This window comes from Krasilnikovia sp. M28-CT-15 (assembly GCF_047159595.1).
Classification (GTDB): Bacteria; Actinomycetota; Actinomycetes; order Mycobacteriales; family Micromonosporaceae; genus Actinoplanes.
Map to the genome: position 1 here is coordinate 6,515,585 of NZ_BAAGAK010000001.1, position 17,036 is coordinate 6,532,620.

Sequence of the window (17,036 nt, forward strand, 5' to 3'; positions counted from 1 at the left end):
CTAATGGCCGACGGCGTCAGCGCGTCAGGACGCTTCCTGCAACTGGGCCGTCACGGTCTTCTGGGCGCCGTCGCGGGTGTACACGATGGTCACCTTGTCACCAACGTTGGCACTCTGGACAATTCCGACGAGGTCGTCGGAATCGTTCACCGCCTTGCCGTTCACCGACGTGATCACGTCGCCCTGCTTCAGGCCGGCCTTGGCCGCCGCGCTGTCCGGCGTCACGCTCCTGACCATCGCGCCACCACCCTGCGCCTCGGCGACGCTCACTCCCAGTGCCGGGTGGCTGACCTTCTTGCCCGCCGTGATCGAGTCGGCGACCTGCTTGGCCTTGTTGCTCGGGATCGCGAAGCCCAGACCGATGTTGCCCGAATTCTGGCCCGACGTCGCGATCGCGGAGTTGATACCGATGATCTCGCCGTTCGTGTTGACCAGCGCACCGCCCGAGTTGCCCGGGTTGATCGGGGCGTCGGTCTGCAGCAGGCCCGACATCGTCGTGGTGGCCGGCTGCTCCTGGCCGCTGTCGAACGGAGACTGCGGGCTCTCGCCGCCGGACCGGATCGTGCGGTCCTTCGCGCTGATGATGCCCGCGGTCACCGAGCCCTGCAGGCCGAGCGGGCTGCCGATGGCCAGCACGGTGTCACCGACCTGCATCTTGGAGCTGTCACCGAAGTGCGACGCGTTGAGGCCGGAGACGCCGGACGCCTTCACCACGGCCAGATCCGTACGCGGGTCGGTGCCCACGATCGTCGCGTCGGCCTTCTTGCCGTTCGCGAAGATCACCTGCACGGTGTTGCCGCGCGCGGTCGCCACCACGTGGTTGTTGGTGACGATGTAGCCGTCCTCGCTGGTGATCACCCCGGAGCCCTCGCCGGATCCCGTGGTGATCGAGACGACGCTGTCCTGCACCGCCGCGGCGATCTGGGCCAGCGACGAGCGGTCGACGACCCGGGTCACGGACGAGTTGCTGGTCGGCACGGTCGCGGTGCCGTGGTCGTCGCGCAGCGCCAGCGCGGCGGCCGCGCCGACCCCGCCCGCCCCGATCGCGATGACCGCGGCGGCCGCCCCCGCGACGAGGATCTTGCGGCCACGGCCGGGCTTGCCGGGTTCCTGAGGGCCGGCGGCGCCGACCGGGGCGGCCCAGGCGGGCACGGACTCGGTCGGGGCGCCACTCCAGCCGCCGGGCACGCCCGGGGCACCGTGCGCGCCTGCCGGGGCACCGTGCGCGGCCGGGGCGCCGGCGGCGGGGTACTGCGGCTGCGCCGGGTAGCCCGGGTACGGCTGGCCGGGGTACTGCTGGCCCGAGTACGCCGAGTGCGGCTGCTGCCACGACGAGGTCCAGCCACCGGGCTGCCCGGCGGGCGCACCCGGCTGGGGCATGGCGCCTGCCGGGGTGGCGGTCTCGGGCTGGGTGACGGCCGCTTCGGCGGCGGGCGCCACGGCGGGCTGCACGACGGTGGGGTCGGACTCTCCCGGCTGGGCGATGCTGCTCTCGTGGGAGGCGTCCGCGGGCCGGTGCGACGGCTCCTCAGAGGGGGAGGTCTCGCTCCGCTGCGGGTGGGTCTCGAACTCGGTCATGACTCAACAGTGCCGGGCCGTACTCGGGTGGGCCTGTGTTTGCCCTGAATGTTTTCTGTGAAAGGTTCTGTCACGCTTCGCCAGGTACGTCAGCATCCAGCGCCGGCAACGCCACCCGGAAGGTGGCGCCCTTGCCCTCCTCGCTGACCACCTCCACCGACCCGTGGTGCGCCCGCACGATGGCCGCCACGATGGCCAGCCCGAGGCCGGTGCCGGTGGCCTCCCGGTCGGTGTTCCGCGTCCGCGCCTCGTCGGCCCGGTAGAACCGCTCGAAGACCCGTTCGCGTTGCGCGGCGGTCAGGCCCGGCCCGGTGTCGCTCACCTCCAGCGCGACCCGGTTGCCGTCCTCCCGGAACACGCGCACGGTCACCTCGGCGTCCGGCGGCGTGTGGGTCAGAGCGTTGGTCACCAGGTTGCCGATGACCTGCCGCAACCGCGCGTCGTCGCCGTACGCGATAAGTTTGTCCGCATCGTCGCGGATGTCCACCTCGATGCGGCGTTCCGGGGCGGTGGCCTGGGCGGCGTGCACGGCGTCGACCGCCAGCACGGGCAGCTCGACCGGGACCAGGGTGAGCGGTCGCTCCCGGTCCAGCCGGGCCAGCAGCAGCAGATCCTCGACGAGCAGGCCCATCCGGGCGGCCTCGTCCTCGATGCGGCGCACCAGCCGGGCGACGCCCGTGGGGTCGGCGACCGCACCCTGCCGGTACAGCTCGGCGAAGCCACGGATCGTGGTGAGCGGCGTACGCAGCTCGTGCGAGGCGTCCGCCACGAACTGGCGCATCTTCTCCTCGGAGCGCACCGCGCGGGCCTCGGAGAGCTGGGCGGCGTCGGCCGCGTCCCGGGCCTGGGACTCCGCCGCGCGGGCGGCCGTCTCGGACTGGGCCCGCGCGGTGAACGCCGTCTCGATCTGGGCCAGCATGGTGTTCAGCGCCCGGGACAGCCGGCCCAGCTCGGTCTGCGGTTCGGCGCTGTCCAGCTCGGGGTCGGGGACCCGCTGGGTGAGGTCGCCCGCGGCGATGGCCGCGGCCGTCTGCTCGATCTGGATCAGCGGACGCAGGCTCTGCTGCACGATCGCCGCGCCGATGGTCGCGAGGGCGAGCAGCACACCCGCGCCGACGAGGACGTCGACCCAGATCAGGCGCGCCGTCACGAGATCGATGCCGGAGAGCCGCTGCGCGACGTGCAGCACGGTCCCGTTGCTGTATTCCGTGACCAGCACGCGCCAGTAGGTGCCGTTGGGAGACCGGACCGTGTAGGGCTTGTCCAGCCGCTTGTTGACCTCGTCGACGCCCTTGGCCAGGGGCGGCAGGTCGGCGGCGGTCCACGAGTCGTCACCCTTGATCGGTGTTCGGCCGAATCCGCCGACCGTGGTGACATAGACGTAGAAGTCCGTGGGCAGGATGAGGTTCTCGCGCACCTCGAGTTGCGCCAGCTTGTTGGTGAAGTCGACGAGCTGGGCGTCGAGCCTGCTGACCAGATAGCGGTGCAGGGCCACGGTGCTGGCCGTGCTGATCAGCGTGATCGCCGCGAACACCAGCACGAGCACCGAGGTCACGAGCTTGGTGCGCAGCGACACCCGCCGAAGATCTGGATGCTGCGGCAGCTTGGCGCGCCACCGATCCAAGAGGATCACCGGAGGCTCAGGCGGCGGGTTTGCGCAGGACGTACCCGACGCCGCGCAGGGTGTGGATCAGCCTGGGTTCGACGTTGTCGACCTTGCGGCGCAGGTACGAGATGTACGACTCCACGATGTTGTCGTCGCCGCGGAAGTCGTACTTCCACACGTGGTCGAGGATCTGCGCTTTGGACAGCACCCGGTTGGCGTTCAGCATCAGGTAGCGCAGCAGCTTGAACTCGGTCGGCGACAGCTGCACCCGCTGGCCCGCCCGATACACCTCGTGGGTCTCCTCGTCCAACTCCAGGTCCGCGAAGACCAGCCGCGACGGCTCCTCGTCGGCCGACGAGGTGCGCCGCAGCACCGCCCGGATCCGGGCGGTCAGCTCCTCCAGGCTGAACGGCTTGGTGACATAGTCGTCGCCGCCCAGGGTCAGTCCGCGGATCTTGTCGTCGGTGTTGTCCCGGGCGGTGAGGAACACGACCGGAGTGCGCGCGCCACTCTCCCGCATCAGCCGGATGACCTCGAACCCGTCCAGGTCGGGCAGCATCACGTCGAGGACGACCAGGTCCGGCGGCACGTCCTTGGCCGCGGTCACCGCCGCGCTGCCGCTGGTGGCCGTGCTGACGTCGAACCCGGCGAAGCGGAGGCTGGCGGAGAGCAGCTCCAGGATGTTCGCGTCGTCCTCGACGACGAGCAGCTTCGCCTCGGTCTGCTTCTGCGCGGTCTGAGTGGCGGCCATGCTGCCATTATTCTCCGCGCGACCTGCGCCGCGCCTGCACAGCGGCTGAAAGATCTCTGTGAGCGCTCGCCTACGCCGCCAGGTCGAAGCCGGAAGTCACGCCGACGCACGCCTGCGCAGCCCGGGCCAGCGCCCGCCGGTCGGTGCCCTCGGTGGGCCGCAGCGCGGACGCCGCCACCATGGTCACGGTCAACCCGCGCAGGGCGGCGACGCGGCGGATCGACGCCCACAGCGTGTCGTCGCCGACGAATGCGGCCGCGGTCGTGTCGTACCGGATCGCGATCGGCGCCACGGGAGCGCCCGCATCGACCGCGGCCTGGAACACCGCGGGCCGGAAGCGGCCCTGGCGGGCGCCGCAGAACGTCGTACCCTCCGGAAAGACCGCGACCGACCGCCCGGCCCGCAGTGCCGCGCACACCTCGGCCACCGTCCGCGGCAGCGTCCGCGGCCGGGCCCGGTCGAGGAAGATCGCGCCGCTCGCGGCGGCGAGCGCACCGACCCCCGGCCAGTCGCGGATCTCCCGCTTGGCGACCAGCCGGACCTCCACGATCGCGTGCAACGCGAGGATGTCGAGCCAGGAGACGTGGTTGGCGACCACCAGGCTGCCCGGGCGCGGCAGCGGGCCGCGCCAGACCAGCCGCACCCCGAGCAGCGCCAGCAGGACGCGGGCCCCGGTCCGCACGGCGGCGCGGCGCAGCAGCGGCACGATCCCCAGACCAATGACGAGTACGGCGCACACCCCCGCCAACCGCAGCGCCGCCGTCCCGCGGCGGGCCGGGTCGTCGCCGCCGGCGCGGCACCCCGGCCCGCACCCGGATGCGGGCTGCCACATCACCGGGTCGCCCCGAGGAAGTGCCGCCGGTACCGCGGGTCCATCCGGTCCGTGGACAGCAGCACGTAGAAGTCGGCGGTGCGGAAGTCCGGGTCGTACGCGGGTTCCCCGCACACCCAGCTGCCCAGCCGCAGGTAGCCGCGCAGCAGTGGCGGCGCCGCGGCCCTCGGGTCGCCGGCCGGGGTGGTCCCGGACAGCCAGGGACGCCGCGGCCGGACCCGCAGGGCAGGCGGCGACAGGTGCTTGGCCTGCGCCCGGGCCCACACTCCGGCGGCGGTGTGCCCGCCGTCGTCAAGCCCGACGGAGGCGCAGCCGCCGAGCCAGCGCAGGTTGTTCAGGTGCAGGTAACGGGCGATGCCGGCCCACATGAGGTTGACCACGGCGCCGGAGCGGTGCGCGGGGTGCACACAGGAGCGTCCGGTCTCGACGAGCTGGTCGCGCAGCGGAGCGAGGCGGCTGAGGTCGAACTCGCCGTCGCCGTAGCGGCGCCCGGCCCGCTCGGCCGCCGCCGGACGCAGCATCCGGTACGTGCCGACCACGGTGCCGATGGCGTCGTCGCGAACGATGAGGTGGTCGCAGTGTTCGTCGAACTCGTCGGTGTCGCGGCCGTCGACGGCGTGCGGCAGGCGGGCTCCGAGTTCATGGGCGAAGACGTCGTGGCGCAGGCGCTGCGCCGCGGCCACCTGGTCGGCGTCGTCGGCGATCAGGAGCGAATAGCCGCTGGTCCCGGTGGGTGCGGCGGCGGTCATGAGAACGGCCATGCCCTCTGTGTAAGGTCCACAACTGCCACCGGCGTTTCGACCATGGTGGCGCCGGATGACCAGCACATGAACGCCTCCCGCAATCCGCCGAACGCCGAGCCAGGTTTACCGAACGCTATACTCACCCAGTGCCGGCTGAAGAGTGGGATGTCTATCTCGTCGACGAAGTCCGGGATTGGATCGACAGCCTTGATCCGACCACCTAGTGCCCGCGTCGTGCAGGCGATCGACCTTCTCGCCGAGGCCGGGCCGGGACTGGGCCGGCCCGTGGTCGACACGATCCACGGCTCGTCGATCGCCAACCTCAAGGAGCTGCGCCCGGGTACCGTACGCATCCTGTTTGTGTTCGATCCATGGCGCGCCAGCATCCTCCTGGTCGCCGGTGACAAAACTGGGCAGTGGAACGACTGGTACCGCGGAGCCATCCCTCTGGCGGAGCAACGTTACGAGAGGTACTTGAAGGAACGCGCCGAAGAGGAGGGCCCACAGGCATGAGCAGCCATGTGCGCTGGCAGGACATCCGCGCCGATCACGTCGACCGTGCCGGCGGCGAGCAGAGCGTCGAGGAAGGCAAGCAGGAACTCCTTGCCACCGTGGTAGGGCACCGCCTGGCTGAAGTGCGTCGCTCCCGCGGGTTGACCCAGCAGCAGGTAGCCGACCGTATGGGCGTCACGAAGGGCCGGGTCTCCCAGATCGAACAGGGCAAGATCTCCGGACAGGAGGTACTCGCCCGTTACGCGGCAGCGCTGGGCGGCCGGCTCCACCAGGCGATCTATTTCGAAGATGGCAACATCGCCGCCATCGCCTAGCCTCGCCCCCGCTGTCGGACGTGTGTGAGACGGTGTCGTGCATGCAGATTCCCGCGCGGTTCAACGGGCCTCCGACCTCGGGTAATGGCGGCTGGTCGGCGGGCACCTTCGCGGTGGCGTGCGGCGCCGCGGCGGACGGCCGGGCGTTCGAGGTGACCCTGCGGATCCCGCCTCCGCTGGACACGGAGCTGGCCGTGGCGGACGGCAGGGTGACCGCCCCCGACGGCACGCTGGTCGCGGAGGTCACCCGGGCAGCGGACGCGGGCCCGGGTGTCCCGGCAGCCTCGCCGGCCGAGGCGGAGGTCGCCGCCAAGGCGTATCCGGGCTTCACCGACCACCCGTTCCCCACCTGTTACGTCTGCGGGCCGCAGCACCCCGACGGGTTGCGCATCTTCCCCGGCCTGTTGCCGGACGAACGCACCGCCGCGCCGTGGACCGTGCCGCCCGACGTCCGGGTCGAGACGATGTGGGCCGCGCTGGACTGCCCCGGCGGCTGGTCGGCCCTGCACATCGGCCGGGTGTACGTGCTGGGCCGCATCGCGGTCGCGGTCGACGCGCTGCCGGAACCGGGCGCGACCTGCGTCGTGGTCGGCCGGGCGAGCGCGTTGCAGGGCCGCAAGGCGATGGTCGATTCGACCGTGTACGGCCCGGATGGTGCCCGTCTCGCCACCGCCCGCGCCACCTGGATCGCCCTGTCGGAGGAATGAGCATGCGTCCGATACGGTGATCCACCTGCGTCTACGACAAAGGAGCGGCGGTTGAGCGTCGGGCAGCAAGGTCCGGGACCCGAGGCGATCGTGGTCCGGAACCTCACGAAGCAGTACAAGAAGTTGCGGGCCGTCGACGATTTGTCGTTCTCGGTGCGCTCCGGCCGGGTCACCGGCTTCCTCGGCCCGAACGGCGCGGGCAAGACCACGACGCTGCGCATGCTCGTGGGTCTGGTCCGTCCGACGGCGGGCACGGCCACGATCAACGGCCATCGGTATCCGGACCTGCCCGATCCGCTGCGCCAGGTCGGCGCGGTGCTGGAGGCGTCCAGCGCGCACAAGAGCCGGACGGGGCTGAACCATCTGCGGGTCATCTGCGCCTCCGCCGGCCTGCCCCGTGAGCGCGCCGACCAGGTGCTGGAGCTGGTGGGGCTGTCACCGGCGGCCAAGCGCAAGTTCAAGGGCTACTCGCTGGGCATGAAGCAGCGCCTCGGGATCGCAGCCGCGATGCTGGGCGACCCGCGCGTGCTGATCCTCGACGAGCCGGCGAACGGCCTCGACCCGGAGGGGATCCGCTGGATGCGGGACCTGCTCAAGGCGCTGGCGGCCGAGGGGCGCACGGTGCTGGTCTCCAGTCACCTGCTGGCCGAGATGCAGCAGCTGGCCGACGACGTGGTGATCATCGCGGCGGGGCGGCTGATCCGGCAGGGCCCGGTCGAGGAGGTACTGGGCTCGATGGCGGGCGCGGCCCAGACCCGGGTCCGCACTCCGCAGGCCGCCGAGCTGTCCGCCGCGCTGCAGACCCAGGGCGCGACCGTGACCGCCCAGCAGGACGGCGCGCTGGTGGTGACCGGCCTCGACGCCGCCGCCGTGGGTCACGCCGCGTTCGTCGCGGGGGTGGAGCTGCACGAGCTGGCCGGTGAGCGCGCGGACCTGGAGCGCGTGTTCCTGGAGCTGACCGCGGGAAAGGCGGGGATCCGATGAAACTGGTCAGCGCCGAACTCCTCAAGATCCGCACCACGCCGACGTGGTGGATCTTCGGCCTCATCCTGCTCCCGCTGTATGCGGCGAGCATCCTGATCAACTGGGGCAGCTCGGTGGCCGTCACCTCGGCCGAGACGGGTGGTGACGTCTCGGCCAACCAGGCGGACCAGCTCCAGGCCGCCGGCGAGACCGTGAACGTGGCCGCCAACCTCTACACCAGCGGGCAGTTCATGGGCGTGCTCATGGTGCTGCTGCTGGGCGCGATCCTGGTGACCAACGAGTTCTTCCACCAGACCGCCACGACCACGTTCCTGGTCACCCCCCGGCGCGAGTCGGTCGTGCTGGCCAAGTACGCCGCGGCGGCGCTGCTGGCCCTGGTGTTCTGGCTGGTCCTGACCGTACTGAACCTGATCTTCGCGCCGATCATCCTGCACTCGCTCGACCTCGGCCCGCAGCTCGACGACCCCGCAGTCTGGCGCGCGATCGGGCTCAACGGCCTGGCGTTCGGGCTCTGGGCCGTGCTCGGCGTGGGGGTGGGGGTCCTGATCCGCAGCCAGATCGCGGCCACGATCGTCCTGACCGCGGTCTATGTGGTCGGCTCCCAAGCGGTCGGCATCATCTTCTTCCTGCTCACCGAGTACGTGGCCCACTGGTTCACGTACCTGCAGGTGATCATGCCGACGGCGGCGTCACAGCTGATGATCTCGGGCACCGACCTGCCGGGCAGCCCACCCCGCTGGGTGGGTGCGGCGGTACTCATCGGCTACGCGGTGGTGATGGGGCTTATCGGGACAGCCATCATCAAACGACGCGACGTGTCGTAAGCGTCCGGGGGGCGGGATTGGCGTTCGTCACACGGTGGACGTCCGGGTGGGTCGGCGTGGCGCACGGCGTAGCCTTGACGGGAATCCGTTCCGTCCCCTGTGACGATTGCCGTCGCGTGTTGACAATGGTGAAAGAGGCGAACACGGAAGTGTCGACCCAGCAGACTTCGCAGGACAACCCACTCGCGGATTTCGGTCCCAACGAGTGGATCGTCGACGAGATGTACCAGCGCTACCTGGCCGACCCGGCCAGCGTCGATCCCGCCTGGCACGACTTCTTCGCCGACTACAAGCCGGCCATGGCCGCCGGGTCCATCGCGACGCCCGACGAGGCGACCGCCGCGAACGCGACCGCCACCGCGGCGCGCGCGGGCACGGACGCCCCGGCCGCCGCGACGGTCGCCCCGGTCAAGCCGACCGTCCCGGCCGCCCCGAAGCCTGCTGCGCCGACCGCCGCGAAGCCCGCCGCCCCGCCGAAGGAGACGGCCGCGGTCCCGGCCGGCGCCAAGGTCACCCCGCTGCGCGGCGTCGCGAGCAAGATCGTGCAGAACATGGAAGCCTCGCTGGAGGTGCCGACCGCCACGAGCGTGCGCGCCGTCCCGGCCAAGCTGCTGGTCGACAACCGCATCGTGATCAACAACCATCTCGCCCGCGGCCGCGGCGGCAAGGTCAGCTTCACCCACCTGATCGGCTGGGCGATGGTCCGCTCGGTCATCGCGCACCCCGAGATGAACAACTCGTACGCCGTGGTCGACGGCAAGCCGTCCCTGGTGCAACCCGAGCACATCAACCTGGGCATCGCCATCGACCTGGCGAAGAAGGACGGCTCCCGGTCCCTGGTCGTTCCGTCGATCAAGAACTGCGAGCAGATGGACTTCCGCAAGTTCTGGCAGGCGTACGAGGACGTGGTCCGGCGGGCCCGGCGCAACGAGCTGACCATGGACGACTACACGGGCACCACGATCTCGCTGACCAATCCGGGCGGCATCGGCACGGTGCACTCGATCCCGCGCCTCATGGCGGGGCAGAGCGCGATCATCGGCGTGGGTGCCATGGAGTACCCGGCGCCGTATCAGGGGATGTCCGACGAGACGCTGGCCGACCACGCGGTGAGCAAGGTCACGAGCCTGACCAGCACGTACGACCACCGGGTCATCCAGGGCGCGCAGTCCGGTGAGTTCCTCAAGTCGATGCACGAGCTTCTGCTCGGCGAGCACGGCTTCTACGACGACATCTTCACCTCGCTGCGCATCCCGTACGAGCCGGTGCGCTGGGTGCGCGACGTGGCGCACACCTCCGAGGGCCAGATCGGCAAGGCGGCCCGGGTGCCGGAGCTGATCCACGCGTACCGGGTGCGCGGGCACCTGATGGCGGACACCGACCCGCTGGAGTTCACCATCCGCCGGCACCCCGACCTGGACGTGCTCCAGCACGGGCTGACCCTGTGGGACCTGGACCGCACGTTCCCGGTGGGCGGCTTCGGCGGCAAGCAGATGATGAAGCTGCGCGACGTGCTCGGCGTGCTGCGCGACACCTACTGCCGCCGGGTGGGCGTGGAGTACATGCACATCCAGGGTCCGGAGGAGCGCCGCTGGATCCAGGAACGCATCGAGATCAAGTACACCAAGCCGGACACCGACGAGCAGAAGCACATCCTGAACCGGCTCAACGCGGCCGAGGCGTTCGAGACGTTCCTGCAGACCAAGTACGTCGGTCAGAAGCGCTTCTCGCTGGAGGGCGGCGAATCGCTGATCCCGCTGCTCGACGAGGTGTTGCAGGCCTCCGCCGAGGGCGGGCTCGACGAGATCGTCATCGGCATGGCCCACCGGGGCCGGCTGAACGTGCTGGCCAACATCGTCGGCAAGCCGTACGAGAAGATCTTCAATGAGTTCGAGGGTCAGATGGACCCGAAGTCGGCGCACGGCTCCGGTGACGTCAAGTACCACCTGGGCCAGACCGGCAAGTACACCACCCCGGACGGCGAGCACTCCACCACGGTCAGCGTGGTCGCGAACCCGTCGCACCTGGAGGCGGTCGACCCGGTGCTGGAGGGCATCGTCCGGGCCAAGCAGGACCGCCTCGACCTGGGCCTGCACGGCTTCACCGTGCTGCCCGTGCTGGTGCACGGCGACGCCGCGTTCGCGGGCCAGGGCGTGGTCGCCGAGACGCTGAACCTCTCTCAGCTGCGCGGCTACCGCACCGGCGGCACGCTGCACGTGGTGGTCAACAACCAGGTCGGCTTCACCACCGCCCCGGAGTACAGCCGCTCCTCGCTGTACTCCACGGACGTGGCCCGGATGATCCAGGCGCCGATCTTCCACGTCAACGGCGACGACCCCGAGGCGGTCGTGCGGGTGGCCCGGCTGGCGTTCGAGTACCGGCAGGCGTTCAACAAGGACGTCGTCATCGACCTGGTCTGCTACCGCCGCCGCGGGCACAACGAGGGCGACGACCCGTCGATGACCAACCCCCGGATGTACGAGATCATCGACACCAAGCGCAGCGTCCGCAAGCTGTACACCGAGGAGCTGATCGGCCGTGGTGACATCACCGTGGACGACGCCCAGGAGCAGCTGCGCGACTACCAGCAGCAGCTGGAGCAGGTGTTCAAGGCGACCCGCGACGCGGCAGGCTCCCCGCCCCGGGCCCGTACGGTCGTGCAGGAGCCGGAGCCCGAGGTGGACTCCGCCGTCGACGCGAGCGTGGTCCGGGCGATCGGCCAGGCCCACGTGGAGCTGCCCGAGGGTTTCACCCCGCACAAGCGGGTCCAGCAGCTGCTCGACCGGCGGGCCAAGATGGCCGCGGACGGCGGCATCGACTGGGGCTTCGGCGAGCTGATCGCGTTCGGCTCGCTGTTGTCCGACGGCGTCACGATCCGCCTGGCGGGCCAGGACTCGCGGCGCGGCACCTTCACCTCGCGGCACGCGGCGATCATCGACGCGAGGACCGGCAAGGACTTCCTGCCGCTGTCCACGCTGGCCACCGGCAACGCCCGCTTCTTCGTGCACGACTCGCTGCTCAGCGAGTACGCGGCCATGGGATTCGAGTACGGCTACTCCGTGGAGAACCCGGACGCCCTGGTGCTGTGGGAGGCCCAGTTCGGCGACTTCGTCAACGGCGCCCAGTCGATCGTCGACGAGTTCATCTCGTCCGGCGAGGTGAAGTGGGGTCAGCGTTCCTCGGTGGTGCTGCTGCTCCCGCACGGCCAGGAGGGCCAGGGCCCGGACCACTCCTCCGGCCGCCCGGAACGCTTCCTGCAGCTGTGCGCGCAGGACAACATGCGGGTGGCGAACCCGACCACCCCGGCGAACTACTTCCACCTGCTGCGCCGCCAGGCCCTGTCGTCCAAGCGCAAGCCGCTCGTGGTGTTCTCGCCGAAGTCGCTGCTGCGTCACAAGCTGGCGGTGTCCTCGGTCGCTGACTTCACCAGCGGCCGGTTCCAGCCGGTGCTGGGCGACACCGGCGTCAACGGCACCCCGCTGCAGCCCGAGGCGGTCAAGCGGGTGCTGCTCTGCTCCGGCAAGGTCTACTACGACCTGTACGCCGCACGCGCGGAGCGGGGCATCACGGACACCGCGCTGATCCGGATGGAGCAGATCTACCCGCTGCCGGTCGAGGAGCTGAAGGCGGTGCTCGGCCAGTACCCGAACGCGGAGGACTTCGCGTGGGTGCAGGAGGAGCCGGCCAACCAGGGCGCCTGGTCGTTCGTGGCGCTCAACCTGCTGGAGCACCTCGAGGGCGTACGTTTGCGCCGGATCTCCCGGCCCTCGGCCGCCGCGCCCGCGGTGGGCTCGGCCAAGATGCACGACGCGGAGCAGTCGGCGCTGATCGAGGCGGCCCTGCCGCGGCCGTGACCGGCGGTTGAACCAAGAGGGCGCCCCGCCGATCCGGCGGGGCGCCCTTCGCACCTGAGAAACCTGACCGAGACGCTGTCCACCTGGGAGAGCTTGTGTACTTCACCGACCGTGGCATCGAGGAACTGGTCGACCGGCGCGGCGAGGAGACCGTCACGTTGGAGTGGCTGGGCGACCAGCTGCGCACCTTCGTCGACGTCAACCCCGAGTTCGAGACCGCGATCGAGCGCTTCGCCACCTGGCTGGCCCGCGCCGACGAGGACGATGACGAGTAGCGCCCGACGCCCGGTCCGCCGGGTCGAGGCGGACCCGGCGGCCGAGATCGACCGGGCGTCGTGGTGGGCCCGGATTCCCGCCGTCCGGTCCGTGCTGGAGCAGGGCCTCGACCTACCGCCGGGCGTCACGTTCCTGGTGGGCGAGAACGGCTCGGGCAAGTCCACCCTGGTGGAGGCGCTCGCGATCGCGCACGGCCTGAACCCGGAGGGCGGGTCCCGGCACGCCCGGCACCGCACCCGGGCCACCGAGTCGCCGCTGGGGGACGCGCTGCGCCTGGTGCGGACGCCGGGCGGGGCGGCGCACGCGTACTTCCTGCGCGCCGAGACCGCCCACGGCCTCTACACCTACCTGCAGGATGAGGTGGGCGACGGGGGTGTGTTCCATGAGCGCAGCCACGGCGAGGGATTTCTGGAGCTGCTCGGGCACAAGTTCAACGGGTACGGCTTCTACCTGATGGACGAGCCGGAGGCGCCGCTGTCGTTCACCTCCACCCTGGGACTGCTGGGCCGGTTGGATCACCTGCGCACCGACGGCGCCCAGGTGGTCGTCGCCACGCACTCGCCGCTGCTCACCGCGCTGCCGGACGCCACCATCCTGGAACTGGGCGAGCACGGCATCCGCCGGGCCTGCTGGCAGGATCTCGACCTGGTCGCACACTGGCGGCACTTCCTGGACCGCCCGTCCGGCTACCTGGACCCGCTGCTGCGGGGATGAGGCACAAGACCCGCGCGACAGAGTCGGGCGGCCGGGGGTCACGATGATCGGCCGACCGGTACGTTGGGGGTGTGGCGCGCAGCGTGTACGTCGCGGGGCTGGGCCCCGCGGTAGGCAAGGGCATCGTGGCGCTCGGCCTGGTCGAGCTGCTGTCCCGGCAGGTGGCCCGCATCGGCGTGTTCCGGCCGCTGATCGGCGACCACGGGCCCGACCCGATCCTGACCCTGCTGGTCGACCGCTATCCCGCGCTGACGCCGCACGCGGACTCGTTCGGGGTGACCGCCGGTGAGGCGGCCGCGCTGTTGGCCGACGGGCGGCGCGAGGAGCTGACCTCCCGGATCATCGAGCGTTACCGCGAGGTGGAGCGGCGCTGCGCCTCCGTGGTGGTGATCGGCACCGACTTCACCGAGAGCCGCCCCGACGGTCCCGACGAGATGCCCCGGGAGCTGGCCCTCAACGCCCGGCTGGCCACGGAGTTCGGCAGCGTCGTCATTCCGGTGGTGAGCGCGCTGGGGCGGCCCGACCTGGGCGCGGTGGTGCGGTCGGCGTACCACTCGCTGGTGGATCTGCACGCGACCGTCGTGGCCGTGGTGGCGAACCGGGCGCCGGTCGGCGCGGCCACCCCGACCGGGCTGCCCGTACCGGTGTACGTCATCCCGGAGGTCCCCACCATCGCGTCGCCCACGGTGGCCGAGGTGGCGGCGGCGCTCGACGCCACCGTGGTCAGCGGCGGCGCCCCGGCGGCGCTGGACCGCGACGTCCTCGACTACCTGGTCGGCGCCGCACACGTGCCCGCGGTGCTGGAGCACCTGAGCGACGGGGCTCTGCTGATCACTCCGGGCGACCGGTCGGACCTGCTGGTGGCCGCCAGCGCCGCCCACGCGGCGGGCAACGTGACCCTGGCCGGGCTGGTGCTGACGATGGGCGCCCTCCCCGATCCCCAGGTCGTGAAGGTGATCGAGCCGCTGAACACCGGGCTCGCCATGCTCGTGGTCAAGACGGACAGCTACGACACGATCGCGGCGGCCGACCGGATCGAGGCCAGGCTGAGCCCGGCCACCCCGCGCAAGGTCGAGGCGGCGCTCGGCGCGTTCGAGACCAATGTGGACACCGCCGAGCTGAACCAGCTGCTGGACGTCACCCGGTCCAGCCGGCGTACCCCGCTGATGTTCGAGTACGACCTCATCGACCGGGCCCGCGCCGACCGGCGGCACCTGGTGCTGCCCGAGGGCACGGACGAACGGATCCTGCGCGCCACGGAAACCCTGCTGCGCCGCGGGGTCGCCGACCTCACCCTGCTGGGCGACCCGGCCGAGATCACCCGCCGGGCGCGGGAACTCGGCGTGGAGACCGACGGCGCCCGCCTGGTGGACCCGGCCACCAGCGAGTGGCGGGACCGCTTCGCCCGCCGGTACGCGGAGCTGCGTACCCATCGCGGTGTCTCCCTCGATCTGGCGCACGACGTGGTCCGCGACGTGAACTACTTCGGCACCCTGATGGTCGACGCGGGACTGGCCGACGGCATGATCTCCGGCGCCACGCACACCACCGCGGCGACGATCCGCCCGGCGTTCGAAATCATCAAGACCGTGCCGGGGTTGTCGGTGGCCTCCAGCGTGTTCTTCATGCTGCTGGCCGACCGCGTCCTGGTGTACGGCGACTGCGCGGTCAACCCCGACCCGGACGCCACCCAGCTGGCCGACATCGCGGTGTCGTCCGCGCAGACCGCCGCCGCGTTCGGCATCGAGCCGCGGGTGGCGATGCTGTCGTACTCGACCGGCAGTTCCGGGGCGGGCGCCGACGTGGAGAAGGTCGCCGCCGCGACGGACCTGGTCCGCGCGCGCCGCCCGGATCTGCCGGTCGAGGGCCCGATCCAGTACGACGCCGCGATCGACCCGGCGGTGGCCGCCGCGAAGCTGCCCGACAGCGCGGTCGCGGGCAAGGCCACGGTGTTCGTCTTCCCGGATCTGAACACGGGCAACAACACGTACAAGGCGGTGCAGCGGTCGGCGAACGCGGTCGCGGTGGGCCCGGTGATGCAGGGTCTGCGCCGCCCGGTCAACGACCTGTCCCGCGGCGCGACGGTCAAGGACATCGTCAACACGGTGGCGATCACGGCGATCCAGGCGGCGACATGACGCGAATCCTCGTCCTCAACACCGGCTCGTCGTCGGTGAAGTACCGGCTGTTCGACGGCGCCGAGACGGTCGCCAAGGGGCTGGTGGAGCGGATCGGCGAGCCCGGCGGCGACGTGCCGGACCACGAGACCGCGCTGCAGCAGATCATGGACAAGCTCGACCTGGCCGGGCTGGTCGCGGTCGGGCACCGGGTGGTGCACGGGGGCAGCGAGTTCACCCGGGCCACGGTCATCGACGACGAGGTCGTCGCCACGATCGCGCGGCTGGTGCCGCTGGCACCGCTGCACAACCCGCCCGCGCTCAGCGGCATCGAGGTGGCCCGCAAACTGCTGCCCGAGGTGCCGCAGGTCGCGGTGTTCGACACGGCGTTCCACGCCACGATCCCGCCCGAGGGCGTCACGTACGCGATCGACGCCGAGCTGGCGCAGCGCTGGGGGGTGCGGCGCTACGGCTTCCACGGGACGTCGCATGCGTACGTGGCCCGGCGCACCGCCGCCCTGCTCGGCGTGCCCGCCGAGCGGGCCGACATCATCACCCTGCACCTGGGCAACGGCGCCAGCGCCTGCGCGGTCCGGGGCGGGCGCAGCGTCGCCACGTCGATGGGCATGGCGCCCCAGGGCGGCCTGGTCATGGGTACGCGTAGCGGCGACATCGACCCCGCGATCGTCTTCCACCTGCACCGGGTGGCCGGGCTGTCGGTCGACGAGGTCGAGAACATGCTGAACCGCCACGCGGGTGTGCGCGGCCTGGCCGGTGAGAACGACATGCGCGAGGTGGAGCGTCGTTTCGAGGACGGCGACCCGGCCGCCACGCTGGCGGTGGACGTCTACTGCCGGCGGATCCGCGAGTACGTCGGCGCGTACCTGGCCGTGCTGGGGCGGGCCGACGCGATCGCGTTCACGGCGGGGGTCGGCGAGCATTCGCCGATCGTCCGGGGCCGGGCCCTTGCGGGATTGTCTGCACTGGGTATCGACGTGGATCCGGAGCGTAACGAGCGCAACGCGCCCGTGATCTCCCCGGACGGGGCGCCGATCGCGGTGTGCGTGGTGCCCACGGATGAGGAGCTGGAGATCGCCGAGCAGGCCCGGGCGACGCTGTCCGGCGGCTGAGCCGGCGGGAGACAAATGCCACCTTCCGCGGCCCGGCGGTTCCCACTATTCTGGGCGCTTCCGTCCCCCGGCCGCCGACAGAAGTTGACAGCT

14 protein-coding genes and 1 pseudogene are annotated in these 17,036 nt (G+C 71.2%); 10 read left to right on the forward strand and 5 right to left on the reverse strand.

Annotation, left to right across the window (positions count from 1 at the left end):
- Window positions 1-24: 24 nt before the first annotated feature.
- The 5 genes from ACMCNO_RS29785 to ACMCNO_RS29805 all read right to left on the reverse strand — a co-directional run bounded on the left by ACMCNO_RS29785 (window position 25) and on the right by ACMCNO_RS29805 (window position 5,528).
- Complete coding sequence (locus ACMCNO_RS29785; RefSeq protein WP_412752753.1) at window positions 25-1,578, reverse strand: S1C family serine protease; 1,554 nt, start codon at window positions 1,576-1,578, stop codon at window positions 25-27.
- 70 nt (window positions 1,579-1,648) lie between these two features.
- The gene (locus ACMCNO_RS29790; protein ID WP_412752754.1) at window positions 1,649-3,211 is read right to left on the reverse strand and encodes a sensor histidine kinase; all 1,563 of its coding nucleotides are present in this window, start codon (window positions 3,209-3,211) and stop codon (window positions 1,649-1,651) included.
- A gap of 7 nt (window positions 3,212-3,218) precedes the next feature.
- A complete protein-coding gene (locus tag ACMCNO_RS29795) occupies window positions 3,219-3,935 on the reverse strand; it encodes a response regulator transcription factor (protein ID WP_412752755.1) in 717 nt (238 codons plus the stop codon).
- Window positions 3,936-4,005: 70 nt separating this feature from the next.
- Window positions 4,006-4,767 (reverse strand): lysophospholipid acyltransferase family protein, encoded by a 762-nt coding sequence (locus ACMCNO_RS29800; protein ID WP_412752756.1) that lies wholly within the window; start codon window positions 4,765-4,767, stop codon window positions 4,006-4,008.
- Window positions 4,767-5,528, reverse strand: coding sequence for a GNAT family N-acetyltransferase (locus ACMCNO_RS29805; RefSeq protein WP_412752757.1), 762 nt, complete (start codon window positions 5,526-5,528; stop codon window positions 4,767-4,769). Before ACMCNO_RS29805 ends, ACMCNO_RS29800 begins: the two co-directional genes overlap by 1 nt.
- A gap of 128 nt (window positions 5,529-5,656) precedes the next feature.
- Between ACMCNO_RS29805 and ACMCNO_RS29810 the strand changes: the two are divergent.
- The 10 genes and pseudogenes from ACMCNO_RS29810 to ACMCNO_RS29855 all read left to right on the forward strand — a co-directional run bounded on the left by ACMCNO_RS29810 (window position 5,657) and on the right by ACMCNO_RS29855 (window position 16,943).
- Window positions 5,657-6,023, forward strand: a pseudogene (locus tag ACMCNO_RS29810) (type II toxin-antitoxin system RelE/ParE family toxin).
- Window positions 6,020-6,337: a helix-turn-helix domain-containing protein gene (locus ACMCNO_RS29815; RefSeq protein WP_412752758.1), complete on the forward strand. Its 318-nt coding sequence runs from the start codon at window positions 6,020-6,022 to the stop codon at window positions 6,335-6,337. Before ACMCNO_RS29810 ends, ACMCNO_RS29815 begins: the two are co-directional and overlap by 4 nt.
- 41 nt (window positions 6,338-6,378) lie before the next feature.
- Complete coding sequence (locus tag ACMCNO_RS29820) at window positions 6,379-7,044, forward strand: hypothetical protein (RefSeq protein ID WP_412752759.1); 666 nt, start codon at window positions 6,379-6,381, stop codon at window positions 7,042-7,044.
- A 51-nt stretch (window positions 7,045-7,095) separates the two neighbouring features.
- Entirely contained in the window at window positions 7,096-8,028 is a 933-nt protein-coding gene (locus ACMCNO_RS29825; RefSeq protein WP_412752760.1) for an ABC transporter ATP-binding protein, read from the forward strand.
- Entirely contained in the window at window positions 8,025-8,852 is an 828-nt protein-coding gene (locus ACMCNO_RS29830; RefSeq protein WP_412752761.1) for an ABC transporter permease, read from the forward strand. The genes ACMCNO_RS29825 and ACMCNO_RS29830 overlap by 4 nt, the downstream gene beginning before the upstream one ends.
- A 125-nt stretch (window positions 8,853-8,977) precedes the next feature.
- Complete coding sequence (locus ACMCNO_RS29835; RefSeq protein ID WP_412753855.1) at window positions 8,978-12,706, forward strand: multifunctional oxoglutarate decarboxylase/oxoglutarate dehydrogenase thiamine pyrophosphate-binding subunit/dihydrolipoyllysine-residue succinyltransferase subunit; 3,729 nt, start codon at window positions 8,978-8,980, stop codon at window positions 12,704-12,706.
- A gap of 95 nt (window positions 12,707-12,801) precedes the next feature.
- A complete protein-coding gene (locus ACMCNO_RS29840; RefSeq protein WP_412752762.1) occupies window positions 12,802-12,981 on the forward strand; it encodes a DUF6104 family protein in 180 nt (59 codons plus the stop codon).
- Complete coding sequence (locus ACMCNO_RS29845; RefSeq protein ID WP_412752763.1) at window positions 12,971-13,696, forward strand: AAA family ATPase; 726 nt, start codon at window positions 12,971-12,973, stop codon at window positions 13,694-13,696. The genes ACMCNO_RS29840 and ACMCNO_RS29845 overlap by 11 nt, the downstream gene beginning before the upstream one ends.
- Before the next feature lie 71 nt (window positions 13,697-13,767).
- On the forward strand, window positions 13,768-15,834 hold the full coding sequence (gene pta / locus ACMCNO_RS29850) for a phosphate acetyltransferase (RefSeq protein WP_412752764.1): 2,067 nt from the start codon (window positions 13,768-13,770) through the stop codon (window positions 15,832-15,834).
- Entirely contained in the window at window positions 15,831-16,943 is a 1,113-nt protein-coding gene (locus tag ACMCNO_RS29855; protein WP_412752765.1) for an acetate/propionate family kinase, read from the forward strand. The genes pta and ACMCNO_RS29855 overlap by 4 nt, the downstream gene beginning before the upstream one ends.
- Window positions 16,944-17,036 lie beyond the last annotated feature (93 nt).

Bases quoted from the DNA above. Each gene is read 5' to 3' on its own strand.
- ACMCNO_RS29785 (WP_412752753.1), bottom strand. From the start codon at position 1,578: ATGACCGAGTTCGAGACCCACCCGCAGCGGAGCGAGACCTCCCCCTCT.
- ACMCNO_RS29795 (WP_412752755.1), bottom strand. From the start codon at position 3,935: ATGGCCGCCACTCAGACCGCGCAGAAGCAGACCGAGGCGAAGCTGCTC.
- ACMCNO_RS29800 (WP_412752756.1), bottom strand. From the start codon at position 4,767: ATGTGGCAGCCCGCATCCGGGTGCGGGCCGGGGTGCCGCGCCGGCGGC.
- ACMCNO_RS29805 (WP_412752757.1), bottom strand. From the start codon at position 5,528: ATGGCCGTTCTCATGACCGCCGCCGCACCCACCGGGACCAGCGGCTAT.
- ACMCNO_RS29815 (WP_412752758.1), top strand. From the start codon at position 6,020: ATGAGCAGCCATGTGCGCTGGCAGGACATCCGCGCCGATCACGTCGAC.
- ACMCNO_RS29820 (WP_412752759.1), top strand. From the start codon at position 6,379: ATGCAGATTCCCGCGCGGTTCAACGGGCCTCCGACCTCGGGTAATGGC.
- ACMCNO_RS29830 (WP_412752761.1), top strand. From the start codon at position 8,025: ATGAAACTGGTCAGCGCCGAACTCCTCAAGATCCGCACCACGCCGACG.
- ACMCNO_RS29835 (WP_412753855.1), top strand. From the start codon at position 8,978: ATGGTGAAAGAGGCGAACACGGAAGTGTCGACCCAGCAGACTTCGCAG.
- ACMCNO_RS29845 (WP_412752763.1), top strand. From the start codon at position 12,971: ATGACGAGTAGCGCCCGACGCCCGGTCCGCCGGGTCGAGGCGGACCCG.
- ACMCNO_RS29855 (WP_412752765.1), top strand. From the start codon at position 15,831: ATGACGCGAATCCTCGTCCTCAACACCGGCTCGTCGTCGGTGAAGTAC.